Source organism: Mesorhizobium sp. M1342 (genome assembly GCF_040317955.1).
Taxonomy (GTDB): Bacteria; Pseudomonadota; Alphaproteobacteria; order Rhizobiales; family Rhizobiaceae; genus Mesorhizobium.
This window is the reverse complement of the sequence record NZ_JAMYLI010000013.1, coordinates 71400-97091: the sequence shown is the minus strand read 5'-3', so window position 1 is coordinate 97091 and position 25692 is coordinate 71400. Positions and strand designations below refer to the sequence as shown.

Here is a 25692-nt window from a genome sequence, read left to right as displayed (position 1 = left end):
GAATACCTAATGTCCTGGCACGCCCTTCGGATGACGGTCGCCGATCAGGCCGAGCGTCAGGCCTTGTTCCAGCCACGCCTTGGCGCCAGCCAGCACCAGCGTGAAGCCGCCGGTTGAGCCGACGGCCTCTTTCACCTGCTCGTCGCCATCGCCGGCAAAGCCGAAATTGCGAACCTCGAGAAAGGTCGTCTCGCCAGGCATTTCCGTGAAGGTCCAGACCACGGTGGTCGGCGGATCGCTCCATTGCATGACGATCTTTTCGTTCGCGACGATCTCGCTGACGTCGACCATCGTCGACACGCCGTACATGCGCCATTCCCAGCGGATCTGCTTGCCGCTGTCCAGCCGGCCGCTGCCATGAGTGAACCAGAATTTCGTTGTAATGGCGGGGTCGACGATGGCCTCGAACACCTCGGCGACAGGCCGCCGGATCAGCATGCCGGCTTCGGCGATTGGTTTTTCGCGGATCTCCATCGGATGCTCCTTTCGAGGCTTGGCGTTCACCAGGCGTCCGGTTCGCGCAGCATGTGAATAATGTTGGCCGGGTTGGTGATCCAGCCGCCGCGGAAGCCCTCGCCCAAGGGCTCGATGGCATCGCAACGCACAACACCGGCCTTGGCTAAATGATCCGCAGCCATGGGGAAATCCTTGGTGAACAGCTCCAGCCATACCTCGGCCTGGCTCATCATCGGCGCCTTATCGATCCACAGACGGTTGGGGCCAAGCTCGAAGCCGATGGCCGGCGCCTTGTCCGTGAAAGGCTTCAGGCCGACGACGTCGCGGTAGAAGGCGATCGTCGCCTGATACTGGTGCGGCGGCACCTTCATGGCGATGTTGATGCCGCCGGTGATCTTCGCGGTCATAGCTGGCTCCCTTGTCGTGTTCAGCTGTTGTTGGTCGGCTTTGCCCAGGCTGGTTATGCGAGATTGACCTGCCAGGAGACCCCGAACCTGTCGTTCAGCCATGCGAAGCGGCGGCTGAAGCCGTAATTGTCGGGCGGCATCAGAAACCCGCCGTCCTTTGCCAGTGTCTCGACAATTCGGTTCAGTTCGTCCCCAGAGGAACAGTCCACATAGAGCGAGACCGACGGCGTGAACGTGAAGGCGTGGTGCACGGGGCTGTTGAAGACCATGACTTCCAGGCCAGCGATCGACACGCGCGCCAGCTTGACCGTTCCGTCCGAGCCATCTTCGCCGGGGCCGTAATTTGTGACGTCAAGGACGCCGCTGTCAGGAATGGTCTCGCAATAGAGCGTCATTGCCTCTTCGGCCTTGCCCTCGAACATCAGGAATGGCGTTACTTTCTTCATCGTTGACCTCCGTCTTGCTCCCTGGCGGTGAGATATGGGGGCCGCTCAGATATTGGTCTCGTTGGCGGGTTCGCCCTTCATCTCGCTGCGGTAGTAGCCGTCGCGCAAATTGATGCCGTATTCGACATAGGCCTTCATGCAGGCCAGCATCTGCGACCAGCCCTCGCAATTGAGGTAGGACTTCTTCAGGCCGACCGCGCCTTCTTGCCAACCGCTCTCGGCGATGGTGACGAAGGTGCCGCCGTCGTCGAGCGGCTCGAAATTCATCTCGATGCGGGTCTTGTAGGCGGGTTTGCCGTCGGCGTCGGTGGCATCCCAGCGCAGCACGATGCGGCTGTCCTTGACCACTTCGTCGACCTCGACCGGCACCTTGCCCCACCAGACGACGCCGGCGCCAGCTTCCAGCGGGGCGCTGGCGCCGCCGATCGTGGTGAAGTAGCCGCTCAGTTTCTTCGGATTGACGACTGCGTCGAAGACGTCGGCGACCGGCTTGCCGATGCGTCCGGAAACACTGAATCCAAGTGACATATCCACAACTCCTTCCCTTGATCGGCCCAACAATATGTTATAGAAACATAACATGTCAAGCCGATCGCAAGACGACAATGTTTTCAAGGCGCTGGCGCATCCGCGCCGGCGTGAAATACTGGATCAGCTGAAGGACGCGCCGAAGACGACCGGCATGCTGTGCGAGGCCTTTCCCGACATCGATCGCTGCACCGTCATGCTGCATCTCAAGGTATTGGAGGAGGCCGACCTGATCGTTGCGCGGCGCGACGGCCGCGAGCGCTGGAACCATCTCAACGCGCTGCCGATCAAGCAGATCCACGACCGCTGGATCAGCCAGTATGCCGGACATGCGCTCAGCATCATCGACCGGCTGAAGTCGGACCTCGAGGCGTGAGCGGCCGCAGCATGCCATGCAGTGCCATGTCTTGCGCGGTGCGGCTGGACGAATTGAGCCGATTTATCTATAAGCCGGCCATTCCGACAGAGAACGCCGTGCTTCCACGAGTTGCACCTGGGACGCTCTGAAATTTTGAATTCGGGCATGCGGAAGACGAGGTCAGATCGCTTCGCTTCGGGATGCTCTAGCCGAGAAGACGACACCATGGCTGGCCATTCACAGTTCAAGAACATCATGCACCGCAAGGGCCGCCAGGACGCGGTGCGGTCGAAAATGTTTTCCAAGCTGGCGCGCGAAATCACCGTCGCCGCCAAGAGCGGGACGCCCGATCCATCGATGAACCCGCGCTTGCGCCTTGCGATCCAGAACGCCAAGGCGGTGTCGATGCCGAAGGACAACATCCAGCGTGCCGTCAACAAGGCCTCGATGGGCGACGCCGAGAACTACGAAGCCGTGCGGTATGAGGGCTATGGCCCGGGCGGCGTCGCCGTCATCGTCGAAGCGCTGACCGACAACCGTAACCGTTCGGCGTCGAATGTGCGCGCCGCCTTTACCAAGGCCGGCGGAGCGCTCGGTGAAACCGGCTCGGTGTCGTTCATGTGGGACCGTGCCGGCGAGATCTACTATCCGGCCTCCGCAGGCAGTGCCGACAAGGTCATGGACGCGGCAATCGAAGCCGGCGCCGATGATGTCGAGTCGGATGAGGAAGGCCACACGATCTATTGCGCCTTCGAAAATCTCGGCGAGGTCTCGAAGGCGCTGGAAGGCGCACTCGGTGAGGCGGAATCGGTGAAGCTGATCTGGAAGCCGCAAAACAATATTCCGGTCGACGAGGACCGGGCACAGTCGCTGATGAAGCTGGTTGCCACGCTCGAGGACGACGACGACGTGCAGAGCGTCTACGCCAACTTTGAAGTCGACGACGAGACGATGGCCAAGCTCAGCGCGGCATGAGCGGAAGCCCGGCATGAGCGAGCAGATACTCCCCGCCATCCGCATCACCTACTGCACGCAGTGCCATTGGCTGCTGCGCGCCGGCTGGATGGCTCAGGAACTGCTGTCGACCTTCGGCACCGATCTCGGCGAGGTGACATTGGTGCCCGGCACTGGGGGCATCTTCACCATCAGCTGCAATGACGTGCTGGTCTGGGACCGCAAGCGCGACGGCGGTTTTCCGGACGCGGCCAAACTGAAGCAACTGGTCCGCGACGTCATCGACCCGGATCGCGACCTCGGTCATTCCGATCGGAAGACAAAGGCATAGGGGTCGCCAGCGCTGCCGTCACTTGCGTCGCCACGCACCGACGGCGGCACCAATCGCAATACCCACGGCGACGCCCATCGGAAGCTCATCCAGAGCGGTGCCGATCGCGGCACCGACACCAACTCCGATTGCCATGCCGAAGGCCATCTTTGCGTATTGATCCTTCATCGGTCGCTCCATCGTCGTCAACGCGTGGCGAACCAGAAGGATGCCAGCGCGGCCATGCCGCTGATGGCGCGGACATGGTTCCACATCACCCATTCATTGAGGTAGCGTGGCCACAGGGCTGCGCCATTGCTGCTGGCTGGATCGACGGCGGCGAGCGCATCATTCAGCGGGACGTTGAAGATCATCGTCACCACCACGATGCCGATGAGATAGAGCAGGCTGCCGGCAATCAGCCAGAGCGAACCCGGCTGGCTCCAGCCAATCACCGCACCGATGGCGACAACGATGCAGACGAGCGCCGTGCCGAACAGCGCTGTCATGAACAGCGGGGTCACAGCTGTGACATTGATCGAATTCATCGCGGCAATGCCGCTTGCGCCTGGCATGCGGGCGAGGCCCGGCATGACGAAGCTGGAGAAAGCAAAGAAGACGCCGCCGACGACGCCAGAGCCGAGTGCGACGATGAAGATGAGAGTAGGAAGAAGTTTCGCGATCATGTCAGTTGCTCCATATGCCCGTTGTGTTTCCTTCGCATCAAAACGTGAGTAATCCTCATATTTGCAAAACGTGATAAACCCTCGTATTTTGTGAGTCAAGCGATTTTGATGCACTTGGAGTCAGTCATGGAAGACGCGGCAGCCCTCGTTTCCGCACAGGAGCAGCTTGCTTCACCGCGCCGGGCGCCGCGCCAGCAGCGCAGCCGCGAGCGGGTCGAGCGCATGCTGGCGGCTGCCTCGGCGCTGATCGCCGAGCAAGGCAGCGATGCCGTGCGCATGGGTGAGGTGGCGGAGCGCGCTGGGGTGTCGATCGGGTCGCTCTACCAGTTCTTTCCGGACAAGCGGGCGATCATCTGGGCGCTGGCCGAGCGCTACACCGCCGAAAGCCAGGCCTGCATCTCAGCCGCACTCGCCGATGTCAGCGATGCCGAAGGGCTGGGCCGGGCGTTTTCGGAACTGGTCGATATCTACTACGGGCTGTTCCTGGCGGAGCCGGTGATCCGCGACATCTGGTCGGGCACGCAGGCCGACAAGGCACTGCGCCAGCTCGAACTCGCCGACAGCCGCGCCAACGCCGAATTCCTCACCGCGGTGCTGAGGCGGCTGCGGCCGGCGGTCGATCCGGCGACACTGGAAACCACGGCGTTTCTGGTCTGGCAGATGGGCGAGGCCGCCATGCGGCTGGCGATCTCGGTCGAGCGCCAGGAGGGCGACAGGCTGGTCGCCGCCTACAAGCGCATGGCGCTGAGGGAATTGCTGGCCGAGTAGCGCCGCGCCGCAACAAAAAACCCGCCACGGAGGCGGGTTTTTGATCTGCGAAAGGTCGTTTGGCTTAAGTTCTTACTTGATGCAGTCGTTATCCCAAAACCGCTTCGCACTTTTGGGCGACATGCAATTAGATGCCGAAACCTTCGAAACGCTTCTTGAACTTCGACAGGCGGCCGCCGCGGTCGAGCAGGGTCTGCTGGCCGCCGGTCCAGGCCGGGTGGGTGGTCGGGTCGATATCGAGGTTCATCGTATCGCCTTCCTTGCCCCAGGTCGAACGGGTCGTGTATTCGGTGCCATCGGTCATGACGACCTTGATGGTGTGGTAGTCGGGATGAATAGCGCTCTTCATGGCTCGGTTCCTGGCTTGCCGGCGCTGCCGACGGGCATAAGCCTGCGTCGATGCGCCTCTTTTTAAAACTCGAAGCCGCAGCTATTGAGGAGCCACGGCTTCTAAAACGGTCGGCGAGCCTATACATCAGCCGGAATTGAATCACAAGGCCGCGGCAAGCGCATATTGAGGCGCGGACCCCAAGGGCGGCTGGAGGAAACATCGGGATGGCGCAAATCACCAGCGCAGACGAGCGCCGGCGTTCGCTCAAGCCGCTCCGGCGCCTGTTCCCGTACATCACGCATTACCGCACGCTGGTCGTCGGCGCCATTATCTCGCTGGTCATCGCGGCGGCAACCACGCTGGCGCTGCCGCTGGCGGTGCGACGCATGATCGATCATGGCTTCTCGTCGGCCAGCACTACCTTCATTGCCGAATATTTCGCCGCCCTGGTGGCGATGGCCGCCCTGCTGGCGGCGGCATCCGCCGGCCGCTACTATTTCGTCATCACGCTGGGCGAGCGCGTCGTCGCCGATATCCGGCGCGATGTGTTTGCCCATGTGACGACGCTGTCGCCTGCCTTTTTCGACACCGCCCAGTCAGGCGAGATCGTGTCGCGGCTTGCCGCCGACACGACGCAGGTCAAGTCGGCGGTCGGAGCGACGGCCTCGGTGGCGCTGCGCAATGTCATCCTTGGTCTCGGCGCGGTGGGGATGATGGTCATCACCAGTCCGAAACTGTCGGGCCTGGTCATCGCAGCGATACCCGTCATCGTGCTGCCGCTGGTCGCTTTCGGCCATTCGGTGCGGCGCAAATCACGCCAGGCGCAAGATACGCTGGCCGATGCCACCGCCTATGCCAGCGAACAGATCGGCGCGGTGCGCACACTGCAGGCCTTCACCAATGAGAAGCTGGTCACCGGGCACTTCTCGGCTGCCGTGGAAGCCGCTTTCGAGGCGGCACGCTCCTCGATCTTCGCGCGCTCCTTCCTTACCTTCTTCGCCATTTTCACCATCTTCTCGTCCGTCGTGGCGGTGCTGTGGTTTGGCTCGCGCGACGTGCTCGAAGGCTCGATATCGCCGGGTACGCTCGGTCAGTTCCTGCTCTATTCGGTGTTCGCCGCCGGCGCGCTGGGCGCGTTGTCCGAAGTCTGGGGCGAGCTTGCGCAAGCGGCGGGTGCTGCCGAACGGCTGACCGAGATCCTGGCCGAGAAGCCGGCGATCCAGGCTCCCGCCGCTCCGAAGCCGCTGCCGGCCGTCGCCAAGGGCGCGATCGCCTTCGACAATGTCTCCTTCTCCTACCCGGCAAGGCCGGACCGTGCCGCCGTGCATGGCTTGAGCTTTCAGGTCATGCCGGGCGAGACGGTGGCGATCGTCGGGCCGTCAGGGGCCGGCAAGAGCACGGTGTTTTCACTGATCCTGCGCTTCTACGATCCCGAAACAGGCAAGATCCTGATCGACGGCGTCGACGTGCGCGAGGCCGATCCCGTTTCGGTCCGCCAGCGCATCGCGATCGTGCCGCAGGACGTCACCATTTTCGCGGCAAGCGCGCGTGACAATATCGGTTTCGGCCGGCCAGGAGCCAGCAAGGCCGAGATCGAGACGGCGGCGAAGGATGCGCTTGCCGACGAATTCATCCTCAAGCTCAAGAACGGGTATGACAGCCAGGTTGGCGAGCGCGGCGTGACGCTGTCCGGCGGCCAGCGCCAGCGGGTGGCGATCGCCCGTGCCATCCTGCGCGACGCGCCGATCCTGCTGCTCGACGAGGCCACCTCGGCACTCGACGCCGAAAGCGAGACGCTGGTGCAGACGGCGTTGGAACGCCTGATGCAGGGCCGCACCACGATCGTCATCGCCCACCGCCTGGCAACGGTGCTGAAGGCCGACAGGATCCTGGTCATGGATGGCGGCTCGATCGTCGAGGAAGGCACGCATCAAAGCCTTGTCGCCAAGGGCGGCATCTATGCGCGGCTGGCCAAGCTGCAGTTCGAAACCGGCGCCACTGCTTTCAGGGGCGCGGCGGAGTAGTCAGAACCAACTACGTTCCTGATGTGCCGCTCTACGCGGTTCCGTAGCGCTGCTTCAGATGGTTCACGAAATAGGTAGCGTTGAGCTTTTCGCCGGTGGCGCGTTCGAGCAGATCCGGCGTCGACCAGCGTGATCCCTGCGACCAGATTTTTTTGCGGCGCCACTCGTTGATCGCCTCGAAATTGCCTTTGGCGAGATCGTCATCGGCGGCAGGATGATCCCGCGTCAGCGCCGCCCATTGCTGCGCCGCCATCATCGCGCCCAGCGTATAGGAGGGGAAATAGCCGAAGGCGGCCCCTGGCCAATGCACGTCCTGCATCGGCCCGTCGGCCGGATTGTCGATGGTGGAAAGACCGAGGTAATCGCGCATCTTGGCGTCCCAGGCTTCGGGCAGGTCGGCGACCTCCAGCCGGCCCGCGACGAGCTCCTGCTCCAGTTCGTAGCGCAGGATGACATGCAGGGGGTAGGTCACCTCGTCGGCATCGACACGGATCAGGCCGCGCTCGACGCGATGCACATGCGGCAGGATATCGTCGAGCGACCAGGCCTCACCGAGATGCTTTTCAACCACCGGCAGCGCCCAGTTCCAGAAGGCCGGGTTGCGGCCGAGCTGTTTTTCGACGAACAGGCTCTGGCTTTCATGCACGGCCATGCCGCGCGCCTTGCCGAGCGGCCACTGCGACCATGCCTTGGGCAGGTTCTGTTCGTAGAGCGCATGGCCGGTCTCGTGCAGCACGCCCATCAGTGCCGACAGGAAGTCGGACGTCTTGTAGCGGGTGGTGATGCGCACGTCGCTCGGCACGCCGCCGCAGAAAGGGTGGTGCGACACCGACAACGACCCGTGCGTCAGGTCGAAGCCGACCGACGCCATCATGGCAAGGCCGAGCTCGCGCTGCCGGTCGATCGCATAGGTGCCCGACAGCGGCTTCAGCGGGCGCTTGCGCAGCCGTGCGTCCTGGATAGCCAGCGCCTCCGGCACGAAGCTTTTCAGGAAAGCCTTCAGGTCGGTGAAGACTGGCGTGATGTCGGCGGTGCGGTTGCCGGGGTCGTATTGCTCCATCAGCGCGTCATAGGGGGCTAGGTCGAGCACATCGGCACGCAGCGCCGCCTCCTCGCGCACCAGCGCCACGACGCCCTCCAGCGCCGGCTGGAAGCCTGCCCAGTCGTTCTTGCCGCGCAGGCCGCGCCACAGCTGCTCGCAACGCATGCGCGCGGTCGTCTGGCGTTCGACGAATTCGACCGGCAGGCAGGTCAGGTTGGTATATTGGCGCCGCAGTTCCGAGACCGCGGTGCGCTGCTCTTCACCCAACGCTTCCTGCTCTGCCGCGGCGATCCAGTCTGCTATCTCCGGCGCCGTTGCCCTGGTGTGATACATGCCGGCCAGTGCCGACATCGCCTCGGCACGCTTCTCGCCGCCGCCGACGGCCATGTGGGTGGCCTCGTCGGCACCGAGGATGGCCAGCGCATGCTCGAGTGCTTCGAGCTTGTGGCCGAGATTATCGAGTTTCTGAAAGGACATGGCGGCTTCCGTGATTGGGGACGGCGCGAAAAGATACCAACGCAAAGGCGTTGGCAACCCTCAGACGCCGTCCAGCAGATGCACCTTGCGCAGGCGAGGCCGCGCATGAAATGCTGCCGGCAACACATCAAGGGGGGAAAAAATGATCGGCAACATCCTGGTCGGGCTGGTGGCCTTGATCCATGCCTACATCGTCTATCTGGAGATGGTGCTGTGGGACACGCCGCGCGGACACAAGGCTTTCAACCTGACCCGGGAATTCGCCAGTGCCTCGAAAGTGCTCGCCGCCAATCAGGGACTCTACAACGGGTTCCTCGCCGCCGGGCTCATCTGGGGGTTATACCTTGGTGCGGCCGGTTTCCAGGTCAAAGTCTTCTTTCTGGCTTGCGTGGCCATTGCCGGCCTCTATGGCGCGGCAACGGTCGGGCGCAAGATCCTGTTCATCCAGACCGTGCCGGCGGCGGCTGCCCTGATCGCGGTGTGGCTCGGCTGGTAAAAAGGACGCCCGCGGGAGGCCCCCGAAGGCGTCAGGCGGTCCCTTCCTCTTGGACCGTTTCAGCCGTCCTCTTGGACCGTTTAGCCGTTCGGGTAATTGCCGCCGTCGGCGCCGTCGCCTATCAAAAAACCACTGCCGGTATCGACCATCAACCGCTGGTCGATATTGTCGAGACGACGCAACAGGTCATGGTATTGCGCGGCCGGTATCCTGCCATGATAGGACGCGGCGACTTTCTCGGCCGTTTGACCGATGTAGGCCGTGCGCATTTCCAGGCGTTCCGCCACGGCTGGGGTGATGTTGTTGGCCTGTCTCGCGTCCACGATGCCCTGATGCACGCCCTGCACCTGTTGGATGAGCGCCTCGACACGCGGGCCAGTCATGTCGGTCGGATCGGTCGCGTCGAGAGCGCCTTTGTGATGGCCCGCGGCATAGGCGCCGGCAAGCGGAACGGCGATGAGGAACGCCGTGAGTGTCGCAGTTCTAAGCGAGGTCTTGAAAGAGCGCATCACGCGTCTCCTCTTGTAGAGGAAAGCGGCGGTTGTCCGCCCGCCTTCCGGCCTTGGGCCGTCCGGTTCCGTCGCGTCGCGATGAGCGGGGATTCATCGCCGGCGGTTCTCGGCCCAGGCGGCAAGCTAGGACCGCCCCGCGACAATGTGTAATTAAAAAAAGATAATCTTTTCAGGCCTTGCCGGCCTCGATATGCGCCCTAGAGTTGAGCCGACGAACAAGTTCGCGTGAGTTCGCGTGATGATGGATCAACGTTCGGTGAGCTTCAGTTCAATACGGCGGTTCTTGTTGCGCGCCTCTTCGGTGTCGGCGGGATCGAGCGGCTGGAACTCACCGAAACCGGCGGCGACGAGCCGGTTGGCAGGCACGCCGTTTTCGATCAGGAATTTCACCACCGAGGTCGAACGGGCCGTCGACAGTTCCCAATTGTCGCGGTAGCGGCCGGCGCCGGAGAGCGGCTTGTTGTCGGTGTGGCCGTCGACGCGCAGCACCCAGTTGATCTCGGGCGGGATTTCCTTCTGCAACTCGATGATGGCGTCGGCGAGCTTCTTCATCTCGACCTTGCCGGCATCGTTGATCACCTCGGAGCCGGTCGGGAACAGCACTTCCGACTGGAAGACGAAGCGGTCGCCGACGATGCGGATGTTCTCGCGGTCGGCGAGGATTTCGCGCAAGCGGCCGAAAAAGTCGGAGCGGTAGCGGTTCAACTCCTGCACGCGCTGTGCCAGTGCGACGTTGAGGCGACGGCCGAGGTCGGCGATCTTGGTGTTTGAATCGCGGTCGCGGATTTCGGAGACGTTGAGCGCATCCTCGAGCGCGCCGATCTGCTTGCGCAGTGCCGCGATCTGCTGGTTGAGGATCTCGACCTGGCTCAGTGCCTGCTGGCTGATCTGGCGCTGGCTGTCGAGTTCGCCGCCGAGCGCCGCGGCGCGCTGGTTGGCGGCGTCGCCGGCGCCCGCACCTTGCGCCAGCAATTGCTGGAGCCGGCTCCTTTCCGCTTCCGCCGCCGACAGCGATGCCTGCAGATTGGCCAGCGAGTCATCCTTGTCCTGCGCCGTCGAGCGCTCCAGCGCCAGCAGCTGCGTCAGTTCGTTGATCTGGGAGTTGAGGCGCGAGAGTGCCGTATCCTTGCCGGAGATTTCGCGTCCCAGCAGGAACTGCGCCAGCACGAAGACCGTGAGCAGGAACATAATCGCCAAAAGCAGCGTCGACAGCGCGTCGACGAAGCCCGGCCAGTAGTCGATGCGGCGATCGGTGCGCCGGCCCCTGGCGAGTGCCACTTCAGTGCACCCCGGGCTTCTTCAAGGCATCGGCGATCTTTTCCAGCGTGTTGCGCATCGCCTTCTGCTCGTCGGACTGGGCCTCGACCCAGTCGCGCATGATCTGCTGTTCCGAGCGCATGTTCTTGACCAGGCCGGAAATGCCGTCGGCGAGATTGGCCATGGCGGTGGCGACGCGCGGGTTGGAGCCGCCGCCATTCTCCTGCATGCTGCGCAGCCGTTCCGACAGCACCCGGATCTCGTCGGAGGATTCGGTCTTGGCTGGGTCGGCGACTACGATGTCCGACGACAGGTCGGTCACCGAGGACAGCCAGTTTTCCAGTTCGGTGTAGAAGCGCGTCTGGGCGCGGCCGGCCTGCAGGTCGAGGAAGCCGAGCACCAGCGAGCCGGAGAGGCCGAACAGCGAGGACGAGAAGGCCGTGCCCATGCCGGCCAGCGGCGCGGAAAGCCCCTGCTTCAGGGAATCGAGCACCGCGGCGGCGTCACCGGTGCCGGGATCGAGCGATTCGATGGTCTCGCGGATCGAGCCGATGGTGTTCAACAGGCCCCAGAAGGTGCCGAGCAGGCCGAGGAACACCAGCAGGCCGACGAGATAGCGCGAGGTGTCGCGGCTTTCGTCGAGGCGGGTGGCGATGGAATCGAGCATGGTGCGCATCGAACTGGTCGAGAAGGCCATCGCCGAGGAACGGCCGATCATCGCCTTCATCGGCGCCAGCAGCACCGGTTCTGTCGTCTCAGAGCCGGCACGGAAGGAGTTGACCCAGCGCACCTCGCGAAACAGTCGCCCGACCTGGGCGAAGGCCAAAAGGATGCCGACCACCAGCACGCCGACGATCAGGCCATTGAGGCCGGGATTGCTGCCAAAGGCGGTCGAGATTTGTCGGGTCAGAATGGCGGCGATGAAGGCGACGATGACCAGGAAGATCACCATGGTCAGCAAAAAGACCTGCGGGCTCGATAGTTTATGCGGGTCGTAGATCAGGACATCAGAACGTCTGCCCATGCCGAAGGATCTGAGAAAAGCCATCCGTGCCCCGTTTCCGATGCCGCCGCCGATCACGTAAACCGCGACTCTAAACGGAATTGTGACCAAATTGAATGGCGCTTGGCAATATTGCCGCGTCGATAGTGTCAGAGGCGATTGATGACCAGACAGTCAACCATGGCGGCCAGATGCAGGCCGGCGCCGGTGACGACGAAACCGTGCCACAGCGCGTTGTGGAAGCGCAGCCCCTTCCAGGCGAAGAAGATGACGCCGCAGGAATAGACGATGCCGCCGGCGACGATCAGCGCTATCGATGTCGTCGGCAGTGTCTGGACAAGCGGCTTGACCAGGATGATGCCGCTCCAGCCGATGGCGAGATAGAAGCCGATCGCCAGCCGATCGAAACGGCCGGGAAAGAACACCTTGATGGCAATGCCCAGCACTGCCGCGGTCCAGACCAGCACGATCATCCAGCGCGCCAGCGGCGAGCCTTCGAGCTGCGCCAGGAAAGGCGTGTAGGTCGCGGCGATCAGCAGATAGATCGCGGCGTGGTCGAAACGCCGCAACACCCATTTTGCCGGCGACGACACCGGCCACAGATTGTAGGTCATCGACACCGAGAGCACGGTGAGCAGCGAAACCACGTAGAAGGCGGCGGCGATGTATTCGCCCGGTCCGACACGGAACGCCGCCAGCGCCAGCAGTGCCGAACCGGCCGATATCGCCAGCACGATGCCGACCGCGTGGACGATACCGTCTGCGATCATCTCGGCACGCGAATAGTGCCAGCGTCCGATGAACGGGATATCGGGGTAAGGTTCGTTGTCTCTCACTAAGCCGGGTTCCTGCACCGCGCCCTCCAATTTGGGCGCATGCCGGGCAGTATTTCAAGCTTCCATTGCGGTTTTGCGACTGCGGCGCATCCGCGCGGCGTGGCTGTCAGCGGGAGGAGAGCGGCTTCTTCACGACCTTCAGCAAAGCGCGCTGGATGACCTCGTTGCCGGCGACGACCGAACCGTTATCGAGCATGTCCTGGCCGCCGTCCATGTCGGAGACGAAGCCGCCTGCCTCGCGGATCAAAAGCAGCCCGGCGGCGATGTCCCAGGCCGACAGGCCGGTTTCCCAGAAGCCATCCATGCGGCCGGCGGCGACATAGGCGAGATCGAGCGAGGCGGAGCCGAGGCGGCGGACGCCGGAAACCTCGGCCATGACGTTGCGCAGTTCGACGAGGAAATTGCCATGGTGGCCGCGGCCGAGATGCGGCATGCCGCAGCCGATCACGGTGTCGACCAGCTTGATGCGGCCAGCGACGCGCAAGCGGCGGTCGTTCATGAAGGCGCCGCCGCCGCGTTCGCAGGTGTAGAGTTCGTCCATCGCCGGATTGTAGATGACGCCGGCGACGATCTGGCCCTGGCGCTCCAGCGCGATCGAAACGGCAAAGAGCGGAATGCCGTGCAGGAAATTGGTGGTGCCGTCGAGCGGGTCAACGATCCAGCGATGCTGGCCGTCGTCGCCTTCGACCACGCCGCGCTCTTCCATCAGGAAGGAATAGCCGGGCCGAGCCTTGGACAGTTCGGCAAAGACGATGTCCTCTGCCTTGCGGTCGGCCTGGCTGACATAGTCGCCGGGGCCTTTCATCGAGACCTGCAGGTTCTGCACTTCGCCGAAGTCGCGCGACAGCGAGCGGCCGGCCTTCATTGCGGCCTGGACCATGACGTTGAGAAGGGCTGAGCGTGCCATAGTGCTTTTTCCCGGTGCTGCGCTTTAAACTCCGCCTCGATGCATGTCGGTGACCCAGAACCGGCCACTTTTGGGCGACATGCGTCAGTCGGCGCGGCGCACGTAAGTGATTTCGTTGGTGTCGACGATGATGCGCTCGCCGGCGCCGATGAAGGGCGGCACCAGGACGCGGATGCCGTTCTCCAGGATCGCCGGCTTGTAGGACGATGCCGCCGTCTGGCCCTTCACCACCGGGTCCGCCTCGGTGATGGTCAGCGTCACATAGTCGGGCAGCGAAATGCCGATCGGCCGCTCTTCGTAGAGCTGGACCGTCACCATCATGCCGTCCTGCAGGAAGGCGGCGCGATCGCCGACGAAGTCCTTGTTCAATTCGAGCTGCTCGTAGCTCTGGGTGTCCATGAACACCAGCGCGTCTTCCTGCGCGTAGAGGAAGGAAAAATCCTTCAGGTCGAGCCGGATCTGTTCGACGGTCTCGGCCGAGCGGAAGCGCTCGTTGAGCTTGGTGCCGTTGATGAGGTTCTTCAGTTCGACCTGATTGTAGGCGCCGCCCTTGCCGGGCTTGACGGTGTTGGTCCTGACCGCCACCCAAAGGCCGCCATCATGCTCGATGACATAGCCGGGACGGATTTCGTTGCCATTGATCTTGGCCATGATGAGATGATCCGGAATGATGCCAACGGCCACGCCGTTGGTATGGGATGTTCGCTGGGAAAGCGATTTCGGGCTCCCAAGACCACAAATCGCCAGAAGAGGCAAGGGAGCGGGCAGGTTGGAACCAGGCCAGGGAGCCGAGGTCACACTTGCGTTGACCGCGAGAACCGCCGTCAAGGCAGCCGGTTGGCCTTCTGCAGCGCCTGCTTGGTCTGGTCGTCGTCCAGCCCCTGCAGGAAGTCGTCCATCTGTGGGTCGATGAGGCCGGCACGACGGGCGACGACGTACCAGGCGCCGGCAAGCACAAGGTCCGGATCGGTGCCGATGCCTTGCATATAGAGCTTGGCCAGGCGGTTCTGGGCGGCGACATTGCCGCCTTCCGCCGCCTGCTTCATCCAGCCGAAGGCGGATTTCAGGTCGCGCGCACCGCCGCGGCCTTCGATCATCCAGGCGGCGAGATCGATCTGCGCGGTGTCGTAGTTCTGCCTGGCTGCCTGCGCCAGCAGGCGCCTTGCCTGGGCGTCGTCGCGTGGCTTGCCGCCGACGCCATTGGCGTAGATCTGCGACATCGCATATTGCGCGTCCGCGAGGCCGGTCGCGGCGGCGCGCTCATAGTAGGAGACCGCCTTGGCCATGCCGGCATCGCCGGGGTCCTGCTGGACCAGCATCTGCGCGAAATTGAATTGCGCCAGCCGGTTGCCGGCTTCGGCGGCGGCCTGCATCAGGGCATAGGCTTCTTTTCCATCCTTTTTGACATAGCGGCCGTCGAGCAGCATCAGCGCATACTGGAACTGCGATTCCGGCACACCCTGTTCGGCGGCCAGCGCGTACCATTTCGCCGCCTGCGCCGAATTGACCGGTACACCGAGCCCCCGCGACAGGATCTCGGCCACCAAGGTCTGCGCCGCCGGATCGCCGTTTTGCGCCCGGACCAATGCCAAATTGTAAGCTGTCTTGTAGAGACCGCGCTGGAAGGCGCCATAGGCCGCGTCGGCGGGTTTTGCGCCGAAGCGGTCGGGATTGACCGTGTCGGCCGACGGCAGCGGCGCCGGTTCTGCCGTGGTGGCGGGCTGCGGCAATGGCTTGTCGATCGGCTTGTCGGTGTGGATGCCGATTTCCGGCTTGGGCTGCGGCAGGGGGATGGTCTCCGCGGCGGCAGCCTGGACCATCAGCACCGCAAGCAGAGCCTGGAGGGGAAGCCTCGCCGAGGGCACGTCAGTCCTCGAAGCGCGGCGCGGTCTCGTCGAGCAGCGCGTTGGCGCTGGCGACCGCTGTCTTGGGATCGGTGCCGTCGGCAAACACGGCGCTCGACAGTGCCACGAATTCGGCACCTGTGGCGCCCACGGCTTCGACCGAGGCGATGTCGGATCCAGCCATGACGATGCACGGGATCTGGATCATGTCCGCCCACCATGCGCCGAGCGACAGGTTGCGCGGGTGTGGTTCGGGCTTGTTGTCGTAACCGAAGCGGCCGAAGAAGATGTAATCGGGCCGTGTCTCGCCAAGCTCGAGCGCGTCGTCACGCGTCTTGGCGCCGCCGGTGCCGACCATCATCTTTGCCTGGAAATGCTCGATCGTCTCGGCGAGCTCGGCCTTGGAGACCTCGACATGGATGCCGTCGGCCTGGACGCGGCCGGCTATGCGGGTGTCGCCGGCGATGATGACAGCAACGCCGGCGGCTTGCGCCGCCGGCACGATCTGTTCGGCGAAAGCCTGGAAGGAGGCTTCATCCATGCCGTTCTCGGGCAGGATCAGCGAAGCGACATCGCCGCCATCGAATGCCGCGACAATACGGGCAGCCGGCACGTCGGACGGCGCGATCAGCACGATGCGACAGCGATTGGGGGGCGTTGCTTCATTCATGGTTCTTCGGGTCCCGCGTCTCGCCTATGCCGGGCGAAGATGGTTGGATTGCGGCATAGAGCAAAGTGCCCGCTTTGAACAGGCGGGCAGCCGGGATCGCGATGTTTGACCCGCCGGGCAGCCGGCGGGGCGCTTCATTTGATCGGGTGCGGGCTCGCCACGGGCGGTTTGCCCTTCCACAGCGTCCAGCCGAGATTCATGCCGGCGGCGGCGATCAGGATGGCGGTGGCGCCGACGACCTGACTCAGATGCAGCCGATGGCCGAAGGCGACGACATCGACCAGTATGGCGACGACGGGATAGATGAAGGACAGCGATCCCTGCAGATGCGTCGGCAGCTTCTGGATGGCGCCGTACATCAGTATGTACATCAGGCCGGTATGGACGATGCCGAGCGTCGCCAGCATGGTCCAGCTCCAGGCATCGGCTGGAAGCTCTGCAAGATTGGCGAAAGGCGCCAGCATGACGACGCCGACGCAGACCTGGATCAGCGCAATCAGGTGCGGTGGCGTGCCCTTGAGCTTCTTGGTGACGATGGCGGCAACGGCCCAAAAGAAAGCCGCGCCCAATGCCATGACGATGCCGGTAAAATAGTCCGTGCCAACATCACCGGCGTCGGGGGCCGACTGCACGATCAGCACCATGCCGGCGAAGGCGATGGCCAGCCAGGTCAGCTTGGTCAGGGTCAGCCGTTCGGCGAAGAAAAGCGCACCGAAGCCGACCAGCATGAAGGGCTGCGTGTTGTAGACAGCGGTGGCGATCGAGATCGACGCGCGCGAGAATGCGCTGAACAGCAGCAGCCAGTTGACGACGATTGCGACACCGCCGAGCGCGGCGATGCCGATGATGCGCAGCGACAGCTTGTTGCGCAGCAATCCCAGCCCGGCGCAGATGATGAGCAGCGTCATCGCGCCGAAAGCGCAACGCCAGAACACCACATCCATGATCGGCTGGCCGGACAGGACGACGAACCATCCGATCGTTCCCAGGATGGCCATTGCGGCGGACATTTCGACCGTGCCGCGTACTGTCTCGTTCACAACAAACCTCCGTATCGGTTGAGCCGCAATAATCTCATGCTGCCGCGAAGCTTTCCATCTGATTGGAAAGGGTGTATGGCCTGTTTGCCTAATTATATTAGGAGAAACTCCAAATTATCGGGGAAAGAAAAAAGATGCTGGACGATCTCGACCGAAATCTCCTTGAAATCCTGGTCAAGGATGCGCGAACCTCGCTGAAGGAGCTGGCCGCCCAGGTCGGACTGTCGTCGCCAAGCGTTTCGGAGCGGCTGCGACGGCTCGAGGAGCGCGGCGTCATCCGCGCATTCACCGTCGAGATCGATCCGCTGGCGCTCGGCTATACCTTGCAGGCGATCGTGCGCATCCGGCCTTTGCCGGGCAAGCTGCACATCGTCCAGAAGCTGATCGAGGACATCCCCGAATTCGGCGAATGCGACAAGGTGACGGGCGATGACTGTTTCGTCGCCCGGCTGTTCGTGCGTTCGATCGGCGATCTCGACGGGATTCTCGACCGTATCGCAGACAAGGCCGAGACAAGCACCGCCATCATCAAGGCGCAGCCGATCCGGCGGCGTCCACCGCCGCTCGATGCAGCTTCACCGCGCGACAGGGCAAAGGTCTTGCAGGCATCCTGATCGAGTTGGTGGAAAGCCGGTGGCCGGTTGGTTAGTGTGCCGGCCCAAACGAGGCCGGAACCATGGCGCAGAACATATACGACCGTGAGGATTTCTTCGCAGGCTACAGCCAGCTCGGCCGTTCGGTCGAAGGCTGGAGGGTGCCGCCGAGTGGCCGGCACTGCGCGCCATGCTGCCCGATGTCGGCGGCTTGAGGGTCGTCGATCTCGGCTGCGGCTTCGGCTGGTTCTGCCGCTGGGCCCGCGAGCATGGGGCGGCGCAGGTGCTTGGCCTGGATCTGTCGGAGAAGATGCTTGCCCGGGCAAGGGCCGCCGGCCCGGATGCGGGCATAGACTATGAGACGGCCGATCTCGATCGGCTCAGCCTGCCGGAAGCCAGCTTCGATCTCGTCTACAGCTCGCTCGCCTTGCACTATGTCGAGGATGGGTCGCATCTGTTCGGGACCGTGCATCAGGCCCTGGCGCCTGGCGGGCATTTCGTTTTTTCGACGGAACATCCGATCTTCATGGCGCCGACCAAACCTGGCTGGGTGATCAATGCCGAAGGCCGCAAGACGTGGCCTGTCGACCAGTATCTAGTGGAAGGACCGCGCAGCACCGACTGGCTGGCCAAGGGTGTCGTGAAACATCACCGCACGATCGGCGCCACCATCAACGCACTGATCCGGTCCGGCTTCACCATCGGCCATGTCGAGGAATTCCGGCCGACCGATGCGCAAATCGCAGCCAAGCCGGAACTGGCGGAAGAGCTCGAGCGGCCGATGTTCCTGCTGGTCTCGGCCCGGCGCTAGGCACTGGCCGGCGTCGGCCGAGTGTGCGGCCGCCACGCTCATATTTGCTGTCGCTCCGCCCGGCATTCTGGGCTATTCAAGCGTCGACACGCTATCCCTCCGGACCAGTCCCCCTCCCATGTCAGGCCTGCTTCTCGACCCGTGGTTCTATGCGGCCGCCATTCCGGCGGTCATTCTGGTCGGCCTGTCCAAGGGCGGCTTTGGCGGCGCCGTCGGCTTCGTCGGCGTGCCGCTGATGGCGCTGACCATGCCGCCGGTGCAGGCGGCGGCCATCCTGCTGCCGATCCTGTGCCTGATGGATATCGTCTCGGTATGGACATGGTGGGGCGTTTATAACAGAAAGATGCTGGTCGACATGATGCCGGGCGCCGTCATCGGCATCGGCCTTGGCTGGCTGACGGCGGCACTGGTCACCGAAGAGGCGGTGCGGCTGATCGTCGGCGCCGTCGCCATCATCTTTGTCCTGCGCTGGCTCTATCTGCAGTTCCGCCACGGCGCCGACCACGCAGCCGCGCCCAACCGTGTGGCCGCCGCCGTCTGGGGCACGGTCGCGGGTTTCACCAGCTTCGTCGCCCATGTCGGCGGGCCGCCCTTCCAGGTCTATGCCTTGCCGATCCGGCTCGATCCGAAGGTTCTGTCGGGCACCGCCGCGATCTTCTTTGCCGCCACCAATGCGCTGAAGCTTGTGCCTTATTTCGCGCTCGGCCAGTTCGACACCGCCAATCTGACGGCATCGGCGGTGCTGATGCCGCTCGCGCCGCTGTCGACCATTGCCGGGGCCTGGCTGGTGCGCCGGATGCGGCCGGAAACCTTCTATCCCTTCACCTACGCAACCGTCGCGGTCGTGGCGCTGAAGCTGCTGTGGGATGGCATCGCAGGTCTTATGTAGAAAGGCGGCTGCGCCGCCGCCCGTCATCAGGGGGTCAGGCAGCGCTCGGGACCAGGCGACGGTTACCGCCAAACGCCAGCGTGGCACCCGCCACGACGACCAGCACCATGCCGGCGAGGATGCCGATGTCATGCACGGTCGGTTTGAACACCATGTCGGCAATGATCACCAGCATCACCGCATAGTCGAAGCGTGCCGCGCTCATCATGCGCTGGCCGATGGCAAGAACGGCTGGCGTGACGCCCTCCTTGGCGATCATCTCGCCCATGCGCTCGCCGGTCGGCTTGAAGATGAACATGCCGATCGAAAAGGTCGTGGCGTAGCCGGCCAGGCCGATCAGGATCCACAGGTCGGAGAAGCCGACCCAGAACCAGCACATGATGAGGCCGAAAATCAGCGTCAGCATCGACATCGGCGCAAAGAACCTGCCGCCCAGCTGACCGCTGGCGCGCATTGCCTGCAGTTTTTCCTCTATGTTGCCCGCCCGCTCGGCAAGCATGCCCAGCAGGAACAGCACGAAGCCGCCACCGACCCACAGAATGGCGGTAGTGACGTGGAGGAATTTGACGATCGAGTACCAGTCCATGGGTTGCTCCTGCAGTGTCCGGTCAGGTTTGCGGCAGCGCTGATTTGCGCCGGCCGTCAGAGGAGCGGGCGTTTTGCGTGGTGCCTGTTTCGGTACGATGTCGCGAAAAATTCGGCTCTGTTTCAGCCTGCCCTCAACTTACGAAGTCGCCGAGATTGTGAATGCACTATCTGATTTTCTGCTAATATACGGATGTCGGGAGGGGTTGGCGCGACATCGTCCGGATACGTTGCCGATGCTAGTGCGCCAATGCCGGGAGCCCGGTGGCGACAACAATCGCCTGACGATCAACCCATTCCCGCAAACGGGAAAAGGCAATTCGGGGGACCATTATGCAAGGGATAGCACGGAATTTCTTCACGCTGGCCATCATCTATTCGCTGTGCGGCATGGCGCTCGGCCTGTACATGGCGATCAGCCAGGATCACGGACAGATGCCGACCCACGCCCACACGATGGTGGCCGGATGGCTGATGTCGGCGGTCTTCGCCTTCTTCTACCATTTGTTTCCGGCAATCGGGCAGAAGACGCTCGCTACCGTTCATTTCTGGCTGACCGCAATCAGCGGTATCGGCCTGCTGATCGGCCTCTATTTCCTGCTTGCCGGCAATGCCGCGATTGAACCGCTGGTGGCGGCCTCCTCGATGGGCTTCTACGCAGCCATGCTGCTGTTCGCCTTCATCGCGCTGCCGGCCGTCTGGAGGACGGCCTGAGCTGGACCTAAGGAGGTGAGGCTGTGCGGGCGATCTGGAGGACAGCCTGAGCTAGCCTGACGCCTGAGATGCTGTACTGTTACGGCACAGTATGGCGGCGTTCGGTCAAAAAACATCCGCGCCGTTAAGGCTTCATTAAGCTTTACAGGTGTTTACTATGTTCATCCAGTGATCTGGATTCTTACCGAGTGGTTGGAGCCACTTTGTTTGACGCCTCCCTGTTAAACTCCTGAGAGCCGCCTTATCCGCGGCTCTTTTTTTGTCTTCATTTCCCTTTTTGTCCGCATCTCGGCGGGGGCCGCCCAATGGCGGCTCGCCGTTAACCTTCTGTTAAACATGTGCTTGCCTTCACCGGTGACGAAGCGCATTTTCAAGCTTCAGTCAGATAGGGTTCCGGGTGTATCGGCAGGGAGCCGAATCGGCCGGTTGCAAGTGCAGGGGCGTATCAATGAACGAGCCTTCGAAGGGCAGTGCGAAAACCGTCAAGCTGGCGGAGCGCCGGGTTTTCTCGCAATCCTTCAAGCCGCTTTACCAGGAAGGCATGGGCCTGGTCGAACAGGCCGCCGAATATCTCGACGGCAAGGGCCGGGCCGAGGCAAAGAAACTGTCGCGGCTGGGCGCCACGCTCTATGCGGCCGAATCGATGCGGCTGACCACCAGGCTGATGCAGGTTGCGTCCTGGCTGCTTTTGCAGCGCGCCGCCAATTCCGGCGAGATGACCCGCGACCAGGTCGCGTCGGAAAAGTCCAAGGTGCGCCTCGACACCGCTTCCGCCCATGACGAAGCCACCGGCTGGGCCGAGCTGCCCGAGGATTTCCTCGACCTCGTCACCCGCTCGCTGCGCCTGCAAGCACTGGTGCGCCGCATGGACGACGAGATCTATGGCTCGGGCGCCTTGATCGACATGCAACCGATGGCTCGCCGCCTCAATCCGGTTTCCGACCAGATCAGCCTGCTCAACACGGCTTTCGCTCGGGGTTAGACCTCGGTCTGTCTTTCTGTTTCCGGTTTGTTCACATTTCGCTGGCATCGCTGTGGGCCGGAGGTAAAGTCGGCAAATGGCGGAAGCGATTCGCATCATCGGTATCGATCCGGGGCTTCGGCGCACCGGCTGGGGCATCGTCGAAAGCCTCGGCAATTCGCTGCGCTTTATTGCTTCAGGCACTGTGAAGTCCGACGACAAGGCGGCGCTGGCAACGCGGCTGTGCCAGCTGCATGACGGGCTGGCGGATATCCTGCACAGCGCGATGCCGCACGAGGCGGCGGTCGAACAGACCTTCGTCAACAAGGACGCCGTGGCGACGCTGAAGCTCGGCCAGGCACGTGGCATCGCCATGCTGGTGCCGGCGCGTGCGGGTCTCGTCGTTGCCGAATATGCGCCCAACGCCGTCAAGAAGGCGGTGATCGGCGTCGGTCATGGCGACAAGAAGCAGATCCACATGATGGTGAAGGTGCTGTTGCCAAAAGCCGTCTTCGATACCGAACATGCCGCCGACGCGCTGGCCATCGCCATCTGCCACGCGCATCATCGGCAAAGCGTGGCCTACAGGATGGCGCTGGCCGGCTAGCTATGTTCTTGACTTGTTCACGTTGCAGGGATAAGTAATACCGCAGAGGTATTACCATGCGCGTGACCACCAAGGGGCAAGTTACAATCCCCAAGCCGATAAGGGACCGTCTGGGCATCGCCCCGGGCTCCGAGGTGGAGTTCGTGGCCACCGACGAGGGCGTTCGGCTGGTTGCCGTCAACGAGAACCTCTCCCAGGAAGACAAATTGCGCAGGTTCAGCGATGTCCTCGACCGGATGGAGGGGACGTTGGATCTGGGAGGCATGACCACCGATCAGTACATGGAGTGGTTGAGGGGGCCGCGTGAAGATCTCGACGTTGATTGACACAAATGTCCTGATCGACGTTTGGGGTCCAGCCGGACCGCTGAAAGGATGGTCGGCGTCGGCGATTGCTTCCTGCCGCCGTGATGGAGCCTTGGTGGTCAACACCATCATTTGGTCCGAACTCGCGCCACTGATAGCGACGGAAACGGCGCTTCGAAAAGCAGTCGACATGCTTGAGATGGATCGCGAACTTGTACCTTGGGACGCGGCATTCCTTGCGGGCGCCACGCATTCCCGCTATCGCCGGGCCGGGGGCAACAGGGAAAGAACCTTGCCCGATTTCTTTATCGGCGCTCACGCGACCGTCGCTGGACATCGTCTTTTGACCCGCGACGCCGCGCGTTACCGCAGTTACTTCCCGGAGCTCGACATCATCTCTCCAGAGACGCACCCATGAGAGCCCATCTTCCATGAAAGGTCTGGCATGATCGGCAAGCTCAAGGGTACGCTCGACGAGGTCGACGAGGACCATTGTCTCGTCGATATCCATGGCGTCGGCTATGTCGCCTATTGCTCGGCGCGCACGCTGGCCGCGCTGCCTTCGCCCGGCGAAGCGGTGGTGCTGTTCATCGAGACCTATGTGCGCGAGGACATGCTGCGCCTCTACGGCTTCCAGTCGCAGCTCGAGCGCGAGTGGTTCCGGTTGCTGATGAACAATGTGCCGGGCGTCGGCGCCAAGGTGGCGCTGGCCATCCTGTCGACGTTGGCGCCGGCGGATCTCGCCAACGCCATTGCGTTGCGCGACATCGCCATGGTTTCGCGCGCGCCCGGCGTCGGCAAGAAAGTGGCCGAGCGCATCGTCACCGAATTGAAGAACAAGGCGCCGGCCTATGCCGGCACCGCCTCGGGCACCATCGGCCTGAAACAAGAGCTCGGCGACGGCGTGGCATCCGCGCCGATAACCGACGCGGTCTCGGCGCTGGTCAATCTTGGCTATTCGCGCGACACCGCCGCCAATGCTGTGGCGGCGGCGCTGAAGACGGCGGGCGAGGATGCCGATGCGCCGAAGCTGATCCGCTTCGGGCTGAAGGAACTGGCGCAGTGATATGGTTGTTGGAAAAGAAAATTCCAACTATCATATGATTGGTAGGAAATTTCTTAGAAAGTAAGAAAATGGGTGCTTACGCCAGTCTGACCTCGAAGGGTCAGCTTACAATTCCAAAAGATGTCCGGGATGCGCTGTCACTCAAAACGGGTGACATGATCGCCTGGACGGTCATGGATGGCTACCTGATTGGAACACCGCGCAATCTCGACTTTGCGGACCTCGCCGGATTTCTGGGCGATCCGCCCGGCGGTCCGGCGTCACTGGAGGAAATCGACCTCGCGGTGCGGGATGCAGTTGGTAGGCATGTTGTCGGAGACGGATCGCAAGGCGGACGAGAGGGCGACGAGTGACGTCGATCGGCATTGATACGAACGTTCTGCTTCGAATGGTGCTGAACGACGATGCAGAGCAACGGGCGAAAGCCCTCGCATTCGGCGAAGGCCTCAGCGACGATGCTCCCGGCTTCGTCAGCTTGATCGTGCTGGTGGAATTCAGCTGGTCGTTGATTTCGCGCTACAGACTACCGAAAGAGCAGATGCAGGCGGCAATCCAGAGACTGTTGAAGGTCAAGACACTGTTGTTCGAAGATTTCGATGCCATCGTGATTGCGCTCGAAAGATCAAATTTGCCGCAGGTAGATTTTGCCGATGCGCTGATCGCCGAGCACAATCGAAATCTGGGTTGCTCGCATACAGTCACGTTCGATCAGCGGGCCGCCAAGTCCATTGCCAGTATGGAACTGCTCGCATGAGCCTGTCGCCCCGCCTGATTGCGCCGGAAAAACGCGGCGAGGATGCCGAGCAGACCTTGCGGCCGCAGACGCTTGACGATTTCGTCGGCCAGGCGGCGGTGCGGGCCAATCTCAAAGTGTTCATCGAGGCCGCCAAGGGCCGCAACGAGGCGCTCGACCATGTGCTGTTCGTCGGGCCGCCGGGCCTCGGCAAGACGACGCTTGCGCAGATCATGGCGCGTGAGCTCGGCGTCAATTTCCGCTCGACCTCCGGCCCGGTCATCGCCAAGGCCGGCGATCTTGCCGCGCTGCTGACCAATCTCGAGGAAGGCGATGTGCTGTTCATCGACGAGATCCATCGGCTGAGCCCGGCGGTGGAGGAGATACTCTATCCGGCGATGGAGGATTTCCAGCTCGACCTGATCATCGGCGAGGGACCGGCCGCACGCTCGGTCAAGATCGACCTCGCCCGCTTCACCCTGGTCGCCGCCACCACGCGGCTCGGCCTGCTGACCAACCCGCTGCGCGACCGTTTCGGCATTCCGGTGCGGCTCAATTTCTACACGGTCGAGGAGTTGGAGCAGATCGTGCGGCGCGGTGCTCGCATCCTGCAGATGCCGCTCGGCGATGACGGTGCGCTGGAAATCGCGCGGCGCGCCCGCGGAACGCCACGCATCGCCGGCCGGCTCTTACGCCGTGTGCGCGATTTCGCCTCGGTGGCCGGCGACGGCCATGTCGACCGCAAGATCGCCGACGAGGCGCTCACTCGGCTGGAGGTCGATGCGCTCGGCCTCGACGCGCTCGACCGGCGGTATCTCAGCATGATCGCGCGCAATTTCGGCGGCGGGCCGGTCGGCATCGAGACGATCGCCGCCGGCCTGTCAGAGCCGCGCGACGCCATTGAGGACATCATCGAGCCCTATCTGATCCAGCAGGGCTTCATCCAGCGCACGCCGCGCGGCCGCATGCTGACGGCCAATGCCTGGCGCCATCTCGGCCTCGACGCGCCGAAGGATCTGGCGCAGCAGCAGATCAACCTGTTCCAGGAAGAGTAATTTTCCAGCGCGCCGTCCCGT

General features: G+C 63.0%; 35 protein-coding genes and 1 pseudogene. 18 read left to right on the top strand and 18 right to left on the bottom strand.

Features of this window, described 5'->3' with window-relative positions:
* Positions 1–6 precede the first annotated feature (6 nt).
* Genes NKH06_RS15565 through NKH06_RS15550 form a run of 4 tightly spaced genes read right to left on the bottom strand, consistent with a single transcriptional unit; the run spans position 7 to position 1837 of the window.
* Positions 7–474: an SRPBCC family protein gene (locus tag NKH06_RS15565; protein ID WP_128305330.1), complete on the bottom strand. Its 468-nt coding sequence runs from the start codon at positions 472–474 to the stop codon at positions 7–9.
* A 26-nt stretch (positions 475–500) separates the two neighbouring features.
* Entirely contained in the window at positions 501–863 is a 363-nt protein-coding gene (locus NKH06_RS15560; RefSeq protein ID WP_352611386.1) for a hypothetical protein, read from the bottom strand.
* A 53-nt stretch (positions 864–916) separates the two neighbouring features.
* Positions 917–1309, bottom strand: a complete 393-nt coding sequence (locus NKH06_RS15555; protein ID WP_352893376.1) for a VOC family protein — start codon at positions 1307–1309, stop codon at positions 917–919.
* Positions 1310–1354: 45 nt separating this feature from the next.
* Entirely contained in the window at positions 1355–1837 is a 483-nt protein-coding gene (locus NKH06_RS15550; protein WP_352440976.1) for an SRPBCC domain-containing protein, read from the bottom strand.
* A gap of 52 nt (positions 1838–1889) precedes the next feature.
* Here NKH06_RS15550 and NKH06_RS15545 point away from each other — a divergent pair, with 52 nt between their 5' ends.
* The 3 genes from NKH06_RS15545 to NKH06_RS15535 all read left to right on the top strand — a co-directional run bounded on the left by NKH06_RS15545 (position 1890) and on the right by NKH06_RS15535 (position 3480).
* Positions 1890–2213: an ArsR/SmtB family transcription factor gene (locus NKH06_RS15545; RefSeq protein ID WP_352611388.1), complete on the top strand. Its 324-nt coding sequence runs from the start codon at positions 1890–1892 to the stop codon at positions 2211–2213.
* Between the two features lie 207 nt (positions 2214–2420).
* Complete coding sequence (locus NKH06_RS15540) at positions 2421–3170, top strand: YebC/PmpR family DNA-binding transcriptional regulator (protein ID WP_127296206.1); 750 nt, start codon at positions 2421–2423, stop codon at positions 3168–3170.
* 13 nt (positions 3171–3183) lie between these two features.
* Complete coding sequence (locus NKH06_RS15535) at positions 3184–3480, top strand: Rdx family protein (RefSeq protein WP_352440973.1); 297 nt, start codon at positions 3184–3186, stop codon at positions 3478–3480.
* 18 nt (positions 3481–3498) lie between these two features.
* On the opposite strand, the gene NKH06_RS15530 is transcribed toward NKH06_RS15535, so the two are convergent.
* Both NKH06_RS15530 and NKH06_RS15525 read right to left on the bottom strand, forming a co-directional pair.
* On the bottom strand, positions 3499–3660 hold the full coding sequence (locus NKH06_RS15530; RefSeq protein ID WP_502914491.1) for a glycine zipper domain-containing protein: 162 nt from the start codon (positions 3658–3660) through the stop codon (positions 3499–3501).
* Positions 3661–3665: 5 nt separating this feature from the next.
* The gene (locus tag NKH06_RS15525; protein WP_352893374.1) at positions 3666–4145 is read right to left on the bottom strand and encodes an anthrone oxygenase family protein; all 480 of its coding nucleotides are present in this window, start codon (positions 4143–4145) and stop codon (positions 3666–3668) included.
* Positions 4146–4271: 126 nt separating this feature from the next.
* Here NKH06_RS15525 and NKH06_RS15520 point away from each other — a divergent pair, with 126 nt between their 5' ends.
* On the top strand, positions 4272–4913 hold the full coding sequence (locus tag NKH06_RS15520) for a TetR family transcriptional regulator (protein ID WP_352893373.1): 642 nt from the start codon (positions 4272–4274) through the stop codon (positions 4911–4913).
* A gap of 127 nt (positions 4914–5040) precedes the next feature.
* Here NKH06_RS15520 and rpmE read toward each other — a convergent pair whose 3' ends face one another.
* Complete coding sequence (gene rpmE / locus NKH06_RS15515) at positions 5041–5262, bottom strand: 50S ribosomal protein L31 (RefSeq protein ID WP_023811830.1); 222 nt, start codon at positions 5260–5262, stop codon at positions 5041–5043.
* A gap of 206 nt (positions 5263–5468) precedes the next feature.
* On the opposite strand from rpmE, the gene NKH06_RS15510 reads away from it, so the two are divergent.
* Positions 5469–7268, top strand: coding sequence for an ABC transporter transmembrane domain-containing protein (locus NKH06_RS15510; RefSeq protein WP_352893371.1), 1800 nt, complete (start codon positions 5469–5471; stop codon positions 7266–7268).
* 31 nt (positions 7269–7299) lie between these two features.
* Here NKH06_RS15510 and NKH06_RS15505 read toward each other — a convergent pair whose 3' ends face one another.
* Positions 7300–8787 (bottom strand): carboxypeptidase M32, encoded by a 1488-nt coding sequence (locus NKH06_RS15505; protein WP_352893370.1) that lies wholly within the window; start codon positions 8785–8787, stop codon positions 7300–7302.
* Positions 8788–8929: 142 nt separating this feature from the next.
* On the opposite strand from NKH06_RS15505, the gene NKH06_RS15500 reads away from it, so the two are divergent.
* Entirely contained in the window at positions 8930–9283 is a 354-nt protein-coding gene (locus tag NKH06_RS15500) for a DUF1304 domain-containing protein (protein WP_352554260.1), read from the top strand.
* Between the two features lie 80 nt (positions 9284–9363).
* On the opposite strand, the gene NKH06_RS15495 is transcribed toward NKH06_RS15500, so the two are convergent.
* From NKH06_RS15495 to NKH06_RS15455, 9 genes are all read right to left on the bottom strand, one after another.
* The gene (locus tag NKH06_RS15495; RefSeq protein ID WP_023811833.1) at positions 9364–9792 is read right to left on the bottom strand and encodes a hypothetical protein; all 429 of its coding nucleotides are present in this window, start codon (positions 9790–9792) and stop codon (positions 9364–9366) included.
* Between the two features lie 249 nt (positions 9793–10041).
* A complete protein-coding gene (locus NKH06_RS15490; protein ID WP_023811834.1) occupies positions 10042–11073 on the bottom strand; it encodes a peptidoglycan -binding protein in 1032 nt (343 codons plus the stop codon).
* Position 11074: 1 nt separating this feature from the next.
* Entirely contained in the window at positions 11075–12100 is a 1026-nt protein-coding gene (locus NKH06_RS15485; protein ID WP_013529124.1) for a MotA/TolQ/ExbB proton channel family protein, read from the bottom strand.
* A 104-nt stretch (positions 12101–12204) separates the two neighbouring features.
* Positions 12205–12891: a PAQR family membrane homeostasis protein TrhA gene (trhA, locus tag NKH06_RS15480; protein ID WP_164780293.1), complete on the bottom strand. Its 687-nt coding sequence runs from the start codon at positions 12889–12891 to the stop codon at positions 12205–12207.
* 106 nt (positions 12892–12997) lie between these two features.
* Positions 12998–13798, bottom strand: a complete 801-nt coding sequence (locus NKH06_RS15475) for an inositol monophosphatase family protein (protein WP_023811836.1) — start codon at positions 13796–13798, stop codon at positions 12998–13000.
* An 84-nt stretch (positions 13799–13882) separates the two neighbouring features.
* The gene (gene efp / locus NKH06_RS15470; protein WP_013529127.1) at positions 13883–14449 is read right to left on the bottom strand and encodes an elongation factor P; all 567 of its coding nucleotides are present in this window, start codon (positions 14447–14449) and stop codon (positions 13883–13885) included.
* A gap of 173 nt (positions 14450–14622) precedes the next feature.
* Entirely contained in the window at positions 14623–15663 is a 1041-nt protein-coding gene (locus NKH06_RS15465) for a tetratricopeptide repeat protein (RefSeq protein ID WP_352893369.1), read from the bottom strand.
* Position 15664: 1 nt separating this feature from the next.
* The gene (locus NKH06_RS15460) at positions 15665–16312 is read right to left on the bottom strand and encodes a thiamine phosphate synthase (protein ID WP_352893367.1); all 648 of its coding nucleotides are present in this window, start codon (positions 16310–16312) and stop codon (positions 15665–15667) included.
* A 134-nt stretch (positions 16313–16446) separates the two neighbouring features.
* Positions 16447–17352, bottom strand: a complete 906-nt coding sequence (locus NKH06_RS15455; RefSeq protein WP_352772956.1) for a DMT family transporter — start codon at positions 17350–17352, stop codon at positions 16447–16449.
* A 134-nt stretch (positions 17353–17486) separates the two neighbouring features.
* Between NKH06_RS15455 and NKH06_RS15450 the strand changes: the two genes are divergently transcribed.
* The 3 genes and pseudogenes from NKH06_RS15450 to NKH06_RS15440 all read left to right on the top strand — a co-directional run bounded on the left by NKH06_RS15450 (position 17487) and on the right by NKH06_RS15440 (position 19645).
* Entirely contained in the window at positions 17487–17966 is a 480-nt protein-coding gene (locus NKH06_RS15450; protein WP_127296193.1) for an Lrp/AsnC family transcriptional regulator, read from the top strand.
* A 62-nt stretch (positions 17967–18028) separates the two neighbouring features.
* Positions 18029–18756: pseudogene (locus tag NKH06_RS15445) on the top strand (class I SAM-dependent methyltransferase).
* Between the two features lie 118 nt (positions 18757–18874).
* A complete protein-coding gene (locus tag NKH06_RS15440) occupies positions 18875–19645 on the top strand; it encodes a sulfite exporter TauE/SafE family protein (RefSeq protein ID WP_127296191.1) in 771 nt (256 codons plus the stop codon).
* Positions 19646–19679: 34 nt separating this feature from the next.
* On the opposite strand, the gene NKH06_RS15435 is transcribed toward NKH06_RS15440, so the two are convergent.
* Positions 19680–20231: a DUF2269 family protein gene (locus NKH06_RS15435; RefSeq protein WP_352793024.1), complete on the bottom strand. Its 552-nt coding sequence runs from the start codon at positions 20229–20231 to the stop codon at positions 19680–19682.
* Positions 20232–20563: 332 nt separating this feature from the next.
* Between NKH06_RS15435 and NKH06_RS15430 the strand changes: the two genes are divergently transcribed.
* From NKH06_RS15430 to ruvB, 9 genes are all read left to right on the top strand, one after another.
* Entirely contained in the window at positions 20564–20944 is a 381-nt protein-coding gene (locus NKH06_RS15430) for a hypothetical protein (RefSeq protein ID WP_023811843.1), read from the top strand.
* 448 nt (positions 20945–21392) lie between these two features.
* Positions 21393–21926, top strand: a complete 534-nt coding sequence (gene rcdA / locus NKH06_RS15425; RefSeq protein ID WP_352554252.1) for a protease adaptor protein RcdA — start codon at positions 21393–21395, stop codon at positions 21924–21926.
* 76 nt (positions 21927–22002) lie between these two features.
* Complete coding sequence (gene ruvC, locus NKH06_RS15420; RefSeq protein WP_127296188.1) at positions 22003–22512, top strand: crossover junction endodeoxyribonuclease RuvC; 510 nt, start codon at positions 22003–22005, stop codon at positions 22510–22512.
* A 56-nt stretch (positions 22513–22568) separates the two neighbouring features.
* Positions 22569–22838 carry an AbrB/MazE/SpoVT family DNA-binding domain-containing protein gene (locus tag NKH06_RS15415; protein WP_023811846.1) on the top strand — a complete coding sequence of 90 codons (270 nt, stop codon included), beginning with the start codon at positions 22569–22571 and terminating at the stop codon, positions 22836–22838.
* The gene (locus NKH06_RS15410; protein WP_352893366.1) at positions 22816–23235 is read left to right on the top strand and encodes a type II toxin-antitoxin system VapC family toxin; all 420 of its coding nucleotides are present in this window, start codon (positions 22816–22818) and stop codon (positions 23233–23235) included. The genes NKH06_RS15415 and NKH06_RS15410 overlap by 23 nt, the downstream gene beginning before the upstream one ends.
* Before the next feature lie 27 nt (positions 23236–23262).
* A complete protein-coding gene (gene ruvA, locus NKH06_RS15405) occupies positions 23263–23883 on the top strand; it encodes a Holliday junction branch migration protein RuvA (RefSeq protein ID WP_023811848.1) in 621 nt (206 codons plus the stop codon).
* A gap of 68 nt (positions 23884–23951) precedes the next feature.
* The gene (locus tag NKH06_RS15400; protein WP_023811849.1) at positions 23952–24236 is read left to right on the top strand and encodes an AbrB/MazE/SpoVT family DNA-binding domain-containing protein; all 285 of its coding nucleotides are present in this window, start codon (positions 23952–23954) and stop codon (positions 24234–24236) included.
* On the top strand, positions 24233–24637 hold the full coding sequence (locus NKH06_RS15395; protein ID WP_127296186.1) for a type II toxin-antitoxin system VapC family toxin: 405 nt from the start codon (positions 24233–24235) through the stop codon (positions 24635–24637). Before NKH06_RS15400 ends, NKH06_RS15395 begins: the two co-directional genes overlap by 4 nt.
* On the top strand, positions 24634–25671 hold the full coding sequence (gene ruvB, locus NKH06_RS15390) for a Holliday junction branch migration DNA helicase RuvB (protein WP_023811851.1): 1038 nt from the start codon (positions 24634–24636) through the stop codon (positions 25669–25671). The genes NKH06_RS15395 and ruvB overlap by 4 nt, the downstream gene beginning before the upstream one ends.
* Positions 25672–25692 lie beyond the last annotated feature (21 nt).

Coding starts and splice junctions, on each gene's coding strand:
- ruvC (WP_127296188.1), top strand. CDS start 22,003: ATGGCGGAAGCGATTCGCATCATCGGTATCGATCCGGGGCTTCGGCGC.
- NKH06_RS15505 (WP_352893370.1), bottom strand. CDS start 8,787: ATGTCCTTTCAGAAACTCGATAATCTCGGCCACAAGCTCGAAGCACTC.
- NKH06_RS15555 (WP_352893376.1), bottom strand. CDS start 1,309: ATGAAGAAAGTAACGCCATTCCTGATGTTCGAGGGCAAGGCCGAAGAG.
- NKH06_RS15535 (WP_352440973.1), top strand. CDS start 3,184: ATGAGCGAGCAGATACTCCCCGCCATCCGCATCACCTACTGCACGCAG.
- rpmE (WP_023811830.1), bottom strand. CDS start 5,262: ATGAAGAGCGCTATTCATCCCGACTACCACACCATCAAGGTCGTCATG.
- NKH06_RS15530 (WP_502914491.1), bottom strand. CDS start 3,660: ATGGAGCGACCGATGAAGGATCAATACGCAAAGATGGCCTTCGGCATG.
- NKH06_RS15430 (WP_023811843.1), top strand. CDS start 20,564: ATGCAAGGGATAGCACGGAATTTCTTCACGCTGGCCATCATCTATTCG.
- NKH06_RS15400 (WP_023811849.1), top strand. CDS start 23,952: ATGGGTGCTTACGCCAGTCTGACCTCGAAGGGTCAGCTTACAATTCCA.
- NKH06_RS15540 (WP_127296206.1), top strand. CDS start 2,421: ATGGCTGGCCATTCACAGTTCAAGAACATCATGCACCGCAAGGGCCGC.
- NKH06_RS15500 (WP_352554260.1), top strand. CDS start 8,930: ATGATCGGCAACATCCTGGTCGGGCTGGTGGCCTTGATCCATGCCTAC.
- rcdA (WP_352554252.1), top strand. CDS start 21,393: ATGAACGAGCCTTCGAAGGGCAGTGCGAAAACCGTCAAGCTGGCGGAG.
- NKH06_RS15475 (WP_023811836.1), bottom strand. CDS start 13,798: ATGGCACGCTCAGCCCTTCTCAACGTCATGGTCCAGGCCGCAATGAAG.
- NKH06_RS15565 (WP_128305330.1), bottom strand. CDS start 474: ATGGAGATCCGCGAAAAACCAATCGCCGAAGCCGGCATGCTGATCCGG.
- NKH06_RS15460 (WP_352893367.1), bottom strand. CDS start 16,312: ATGAATGAAGCAACGCCCCCCAATCGCTGTCGCATCGTGCTGATCGCG.
- NKH06_RS15560 (WP_352611386.1), bottom strand. CDS start 863: ATGACCGCGAAGATCACCGGCGGCATCAACATCGCCATGAAGGTGCCG.
- NKH06_RS15415 (WP_023811846.1), top strand. CDS start 22,569: ATGCGCGTGACCACCAAGGGGCAAGTTACAATCCCCAAGCCGATAAGG.
- NKH06_RS15525 (WP_352893374.1), bottom strand. CDS start 4,145: ATGATCGCGAAACTTCTTCCTACTCTCATCTTCATCGTCGCACTCGGC.
- NKH06_RS15450 (WP_127296193.1), top strand. CDS start 17,487: ATGCTGGACGATCTCGACCGAAATCTCCTTGAAATCCTGGTCAAGGAT.
- ruvB (WP_023811851.1), top strand. CDS start 24,634: ATGAGCCTGTCGCCCCGCCTGATTGCGCCGGAAAAACGCGGCGAGGAT.
- NKH06_RS15495 (WP_023811833.1), bottom strand. CDS start 9,792: ATGCGCTCTTTCAAGACCTCGCTTAGAACTGCGACACTCACGGCGTTC.
- efp (WP_013529127.1), bottom strand. CDS start 14,449: ATGGCCAAGATCAATGGCAACGAAATCCGTCCCGGCTATGTCATCGAG.
- NKH06_RS15520 (WP_352893373.1), top strand. CDS start 4,272: ATGGAAGACGCGGCAGCCCTCGTTTCCGCACAGGAGCAGCTTGCTTCA.
- NKH06_RS15485 (WP_013529124.1), bottom strand. CDS start 12,100: ATGGCTTTTCTCAGATCCTTCGGCATGGGCAGACGTTCTGATGTCCTG.
- NKH06_RS15550 (WP_352440976.1), bottom strand. CDS start 1,837: ATGTCACTTGGATTCAGTGTTTCCGGACGCATCGGCAAGCCGGTCGCC.
- NKH06_RS15435 (WP_352793024.1), bottom strand. CDS start 20,231: ATGGACTGGTACTCGATCGTCAAATTCCTCCACGTCACTACCGCCATT.
- NKH06_RS15440 (WP_127296191.1), top strand. CDS start 18,875: ATGTCAGGCCTGCTTCTCGACCCGTGGTTCTATGCGGCCGCCATTCCG.
- NKH06_RS15510 (WP_352893371.1), top strand. CDS start 5,469: ATGGCGCAAATCACCAGCGCAGACGAGCGCCGGCGTTCGCTCAAGCCG.
- NKH06_RS15545 (WP_352611388.1), top strand. CDS start 1,890: ATGTCAAGCCGATCGCAAGACGACAATGTTTTCAAGGCGCTGGCGCAT.
- ruvA (WP_023811848.1), top strand. CDS start 23,263: ATGATCGGCAAGCTCAAGGGTACGCTCGACGAGGTCGACGAGGACCAT.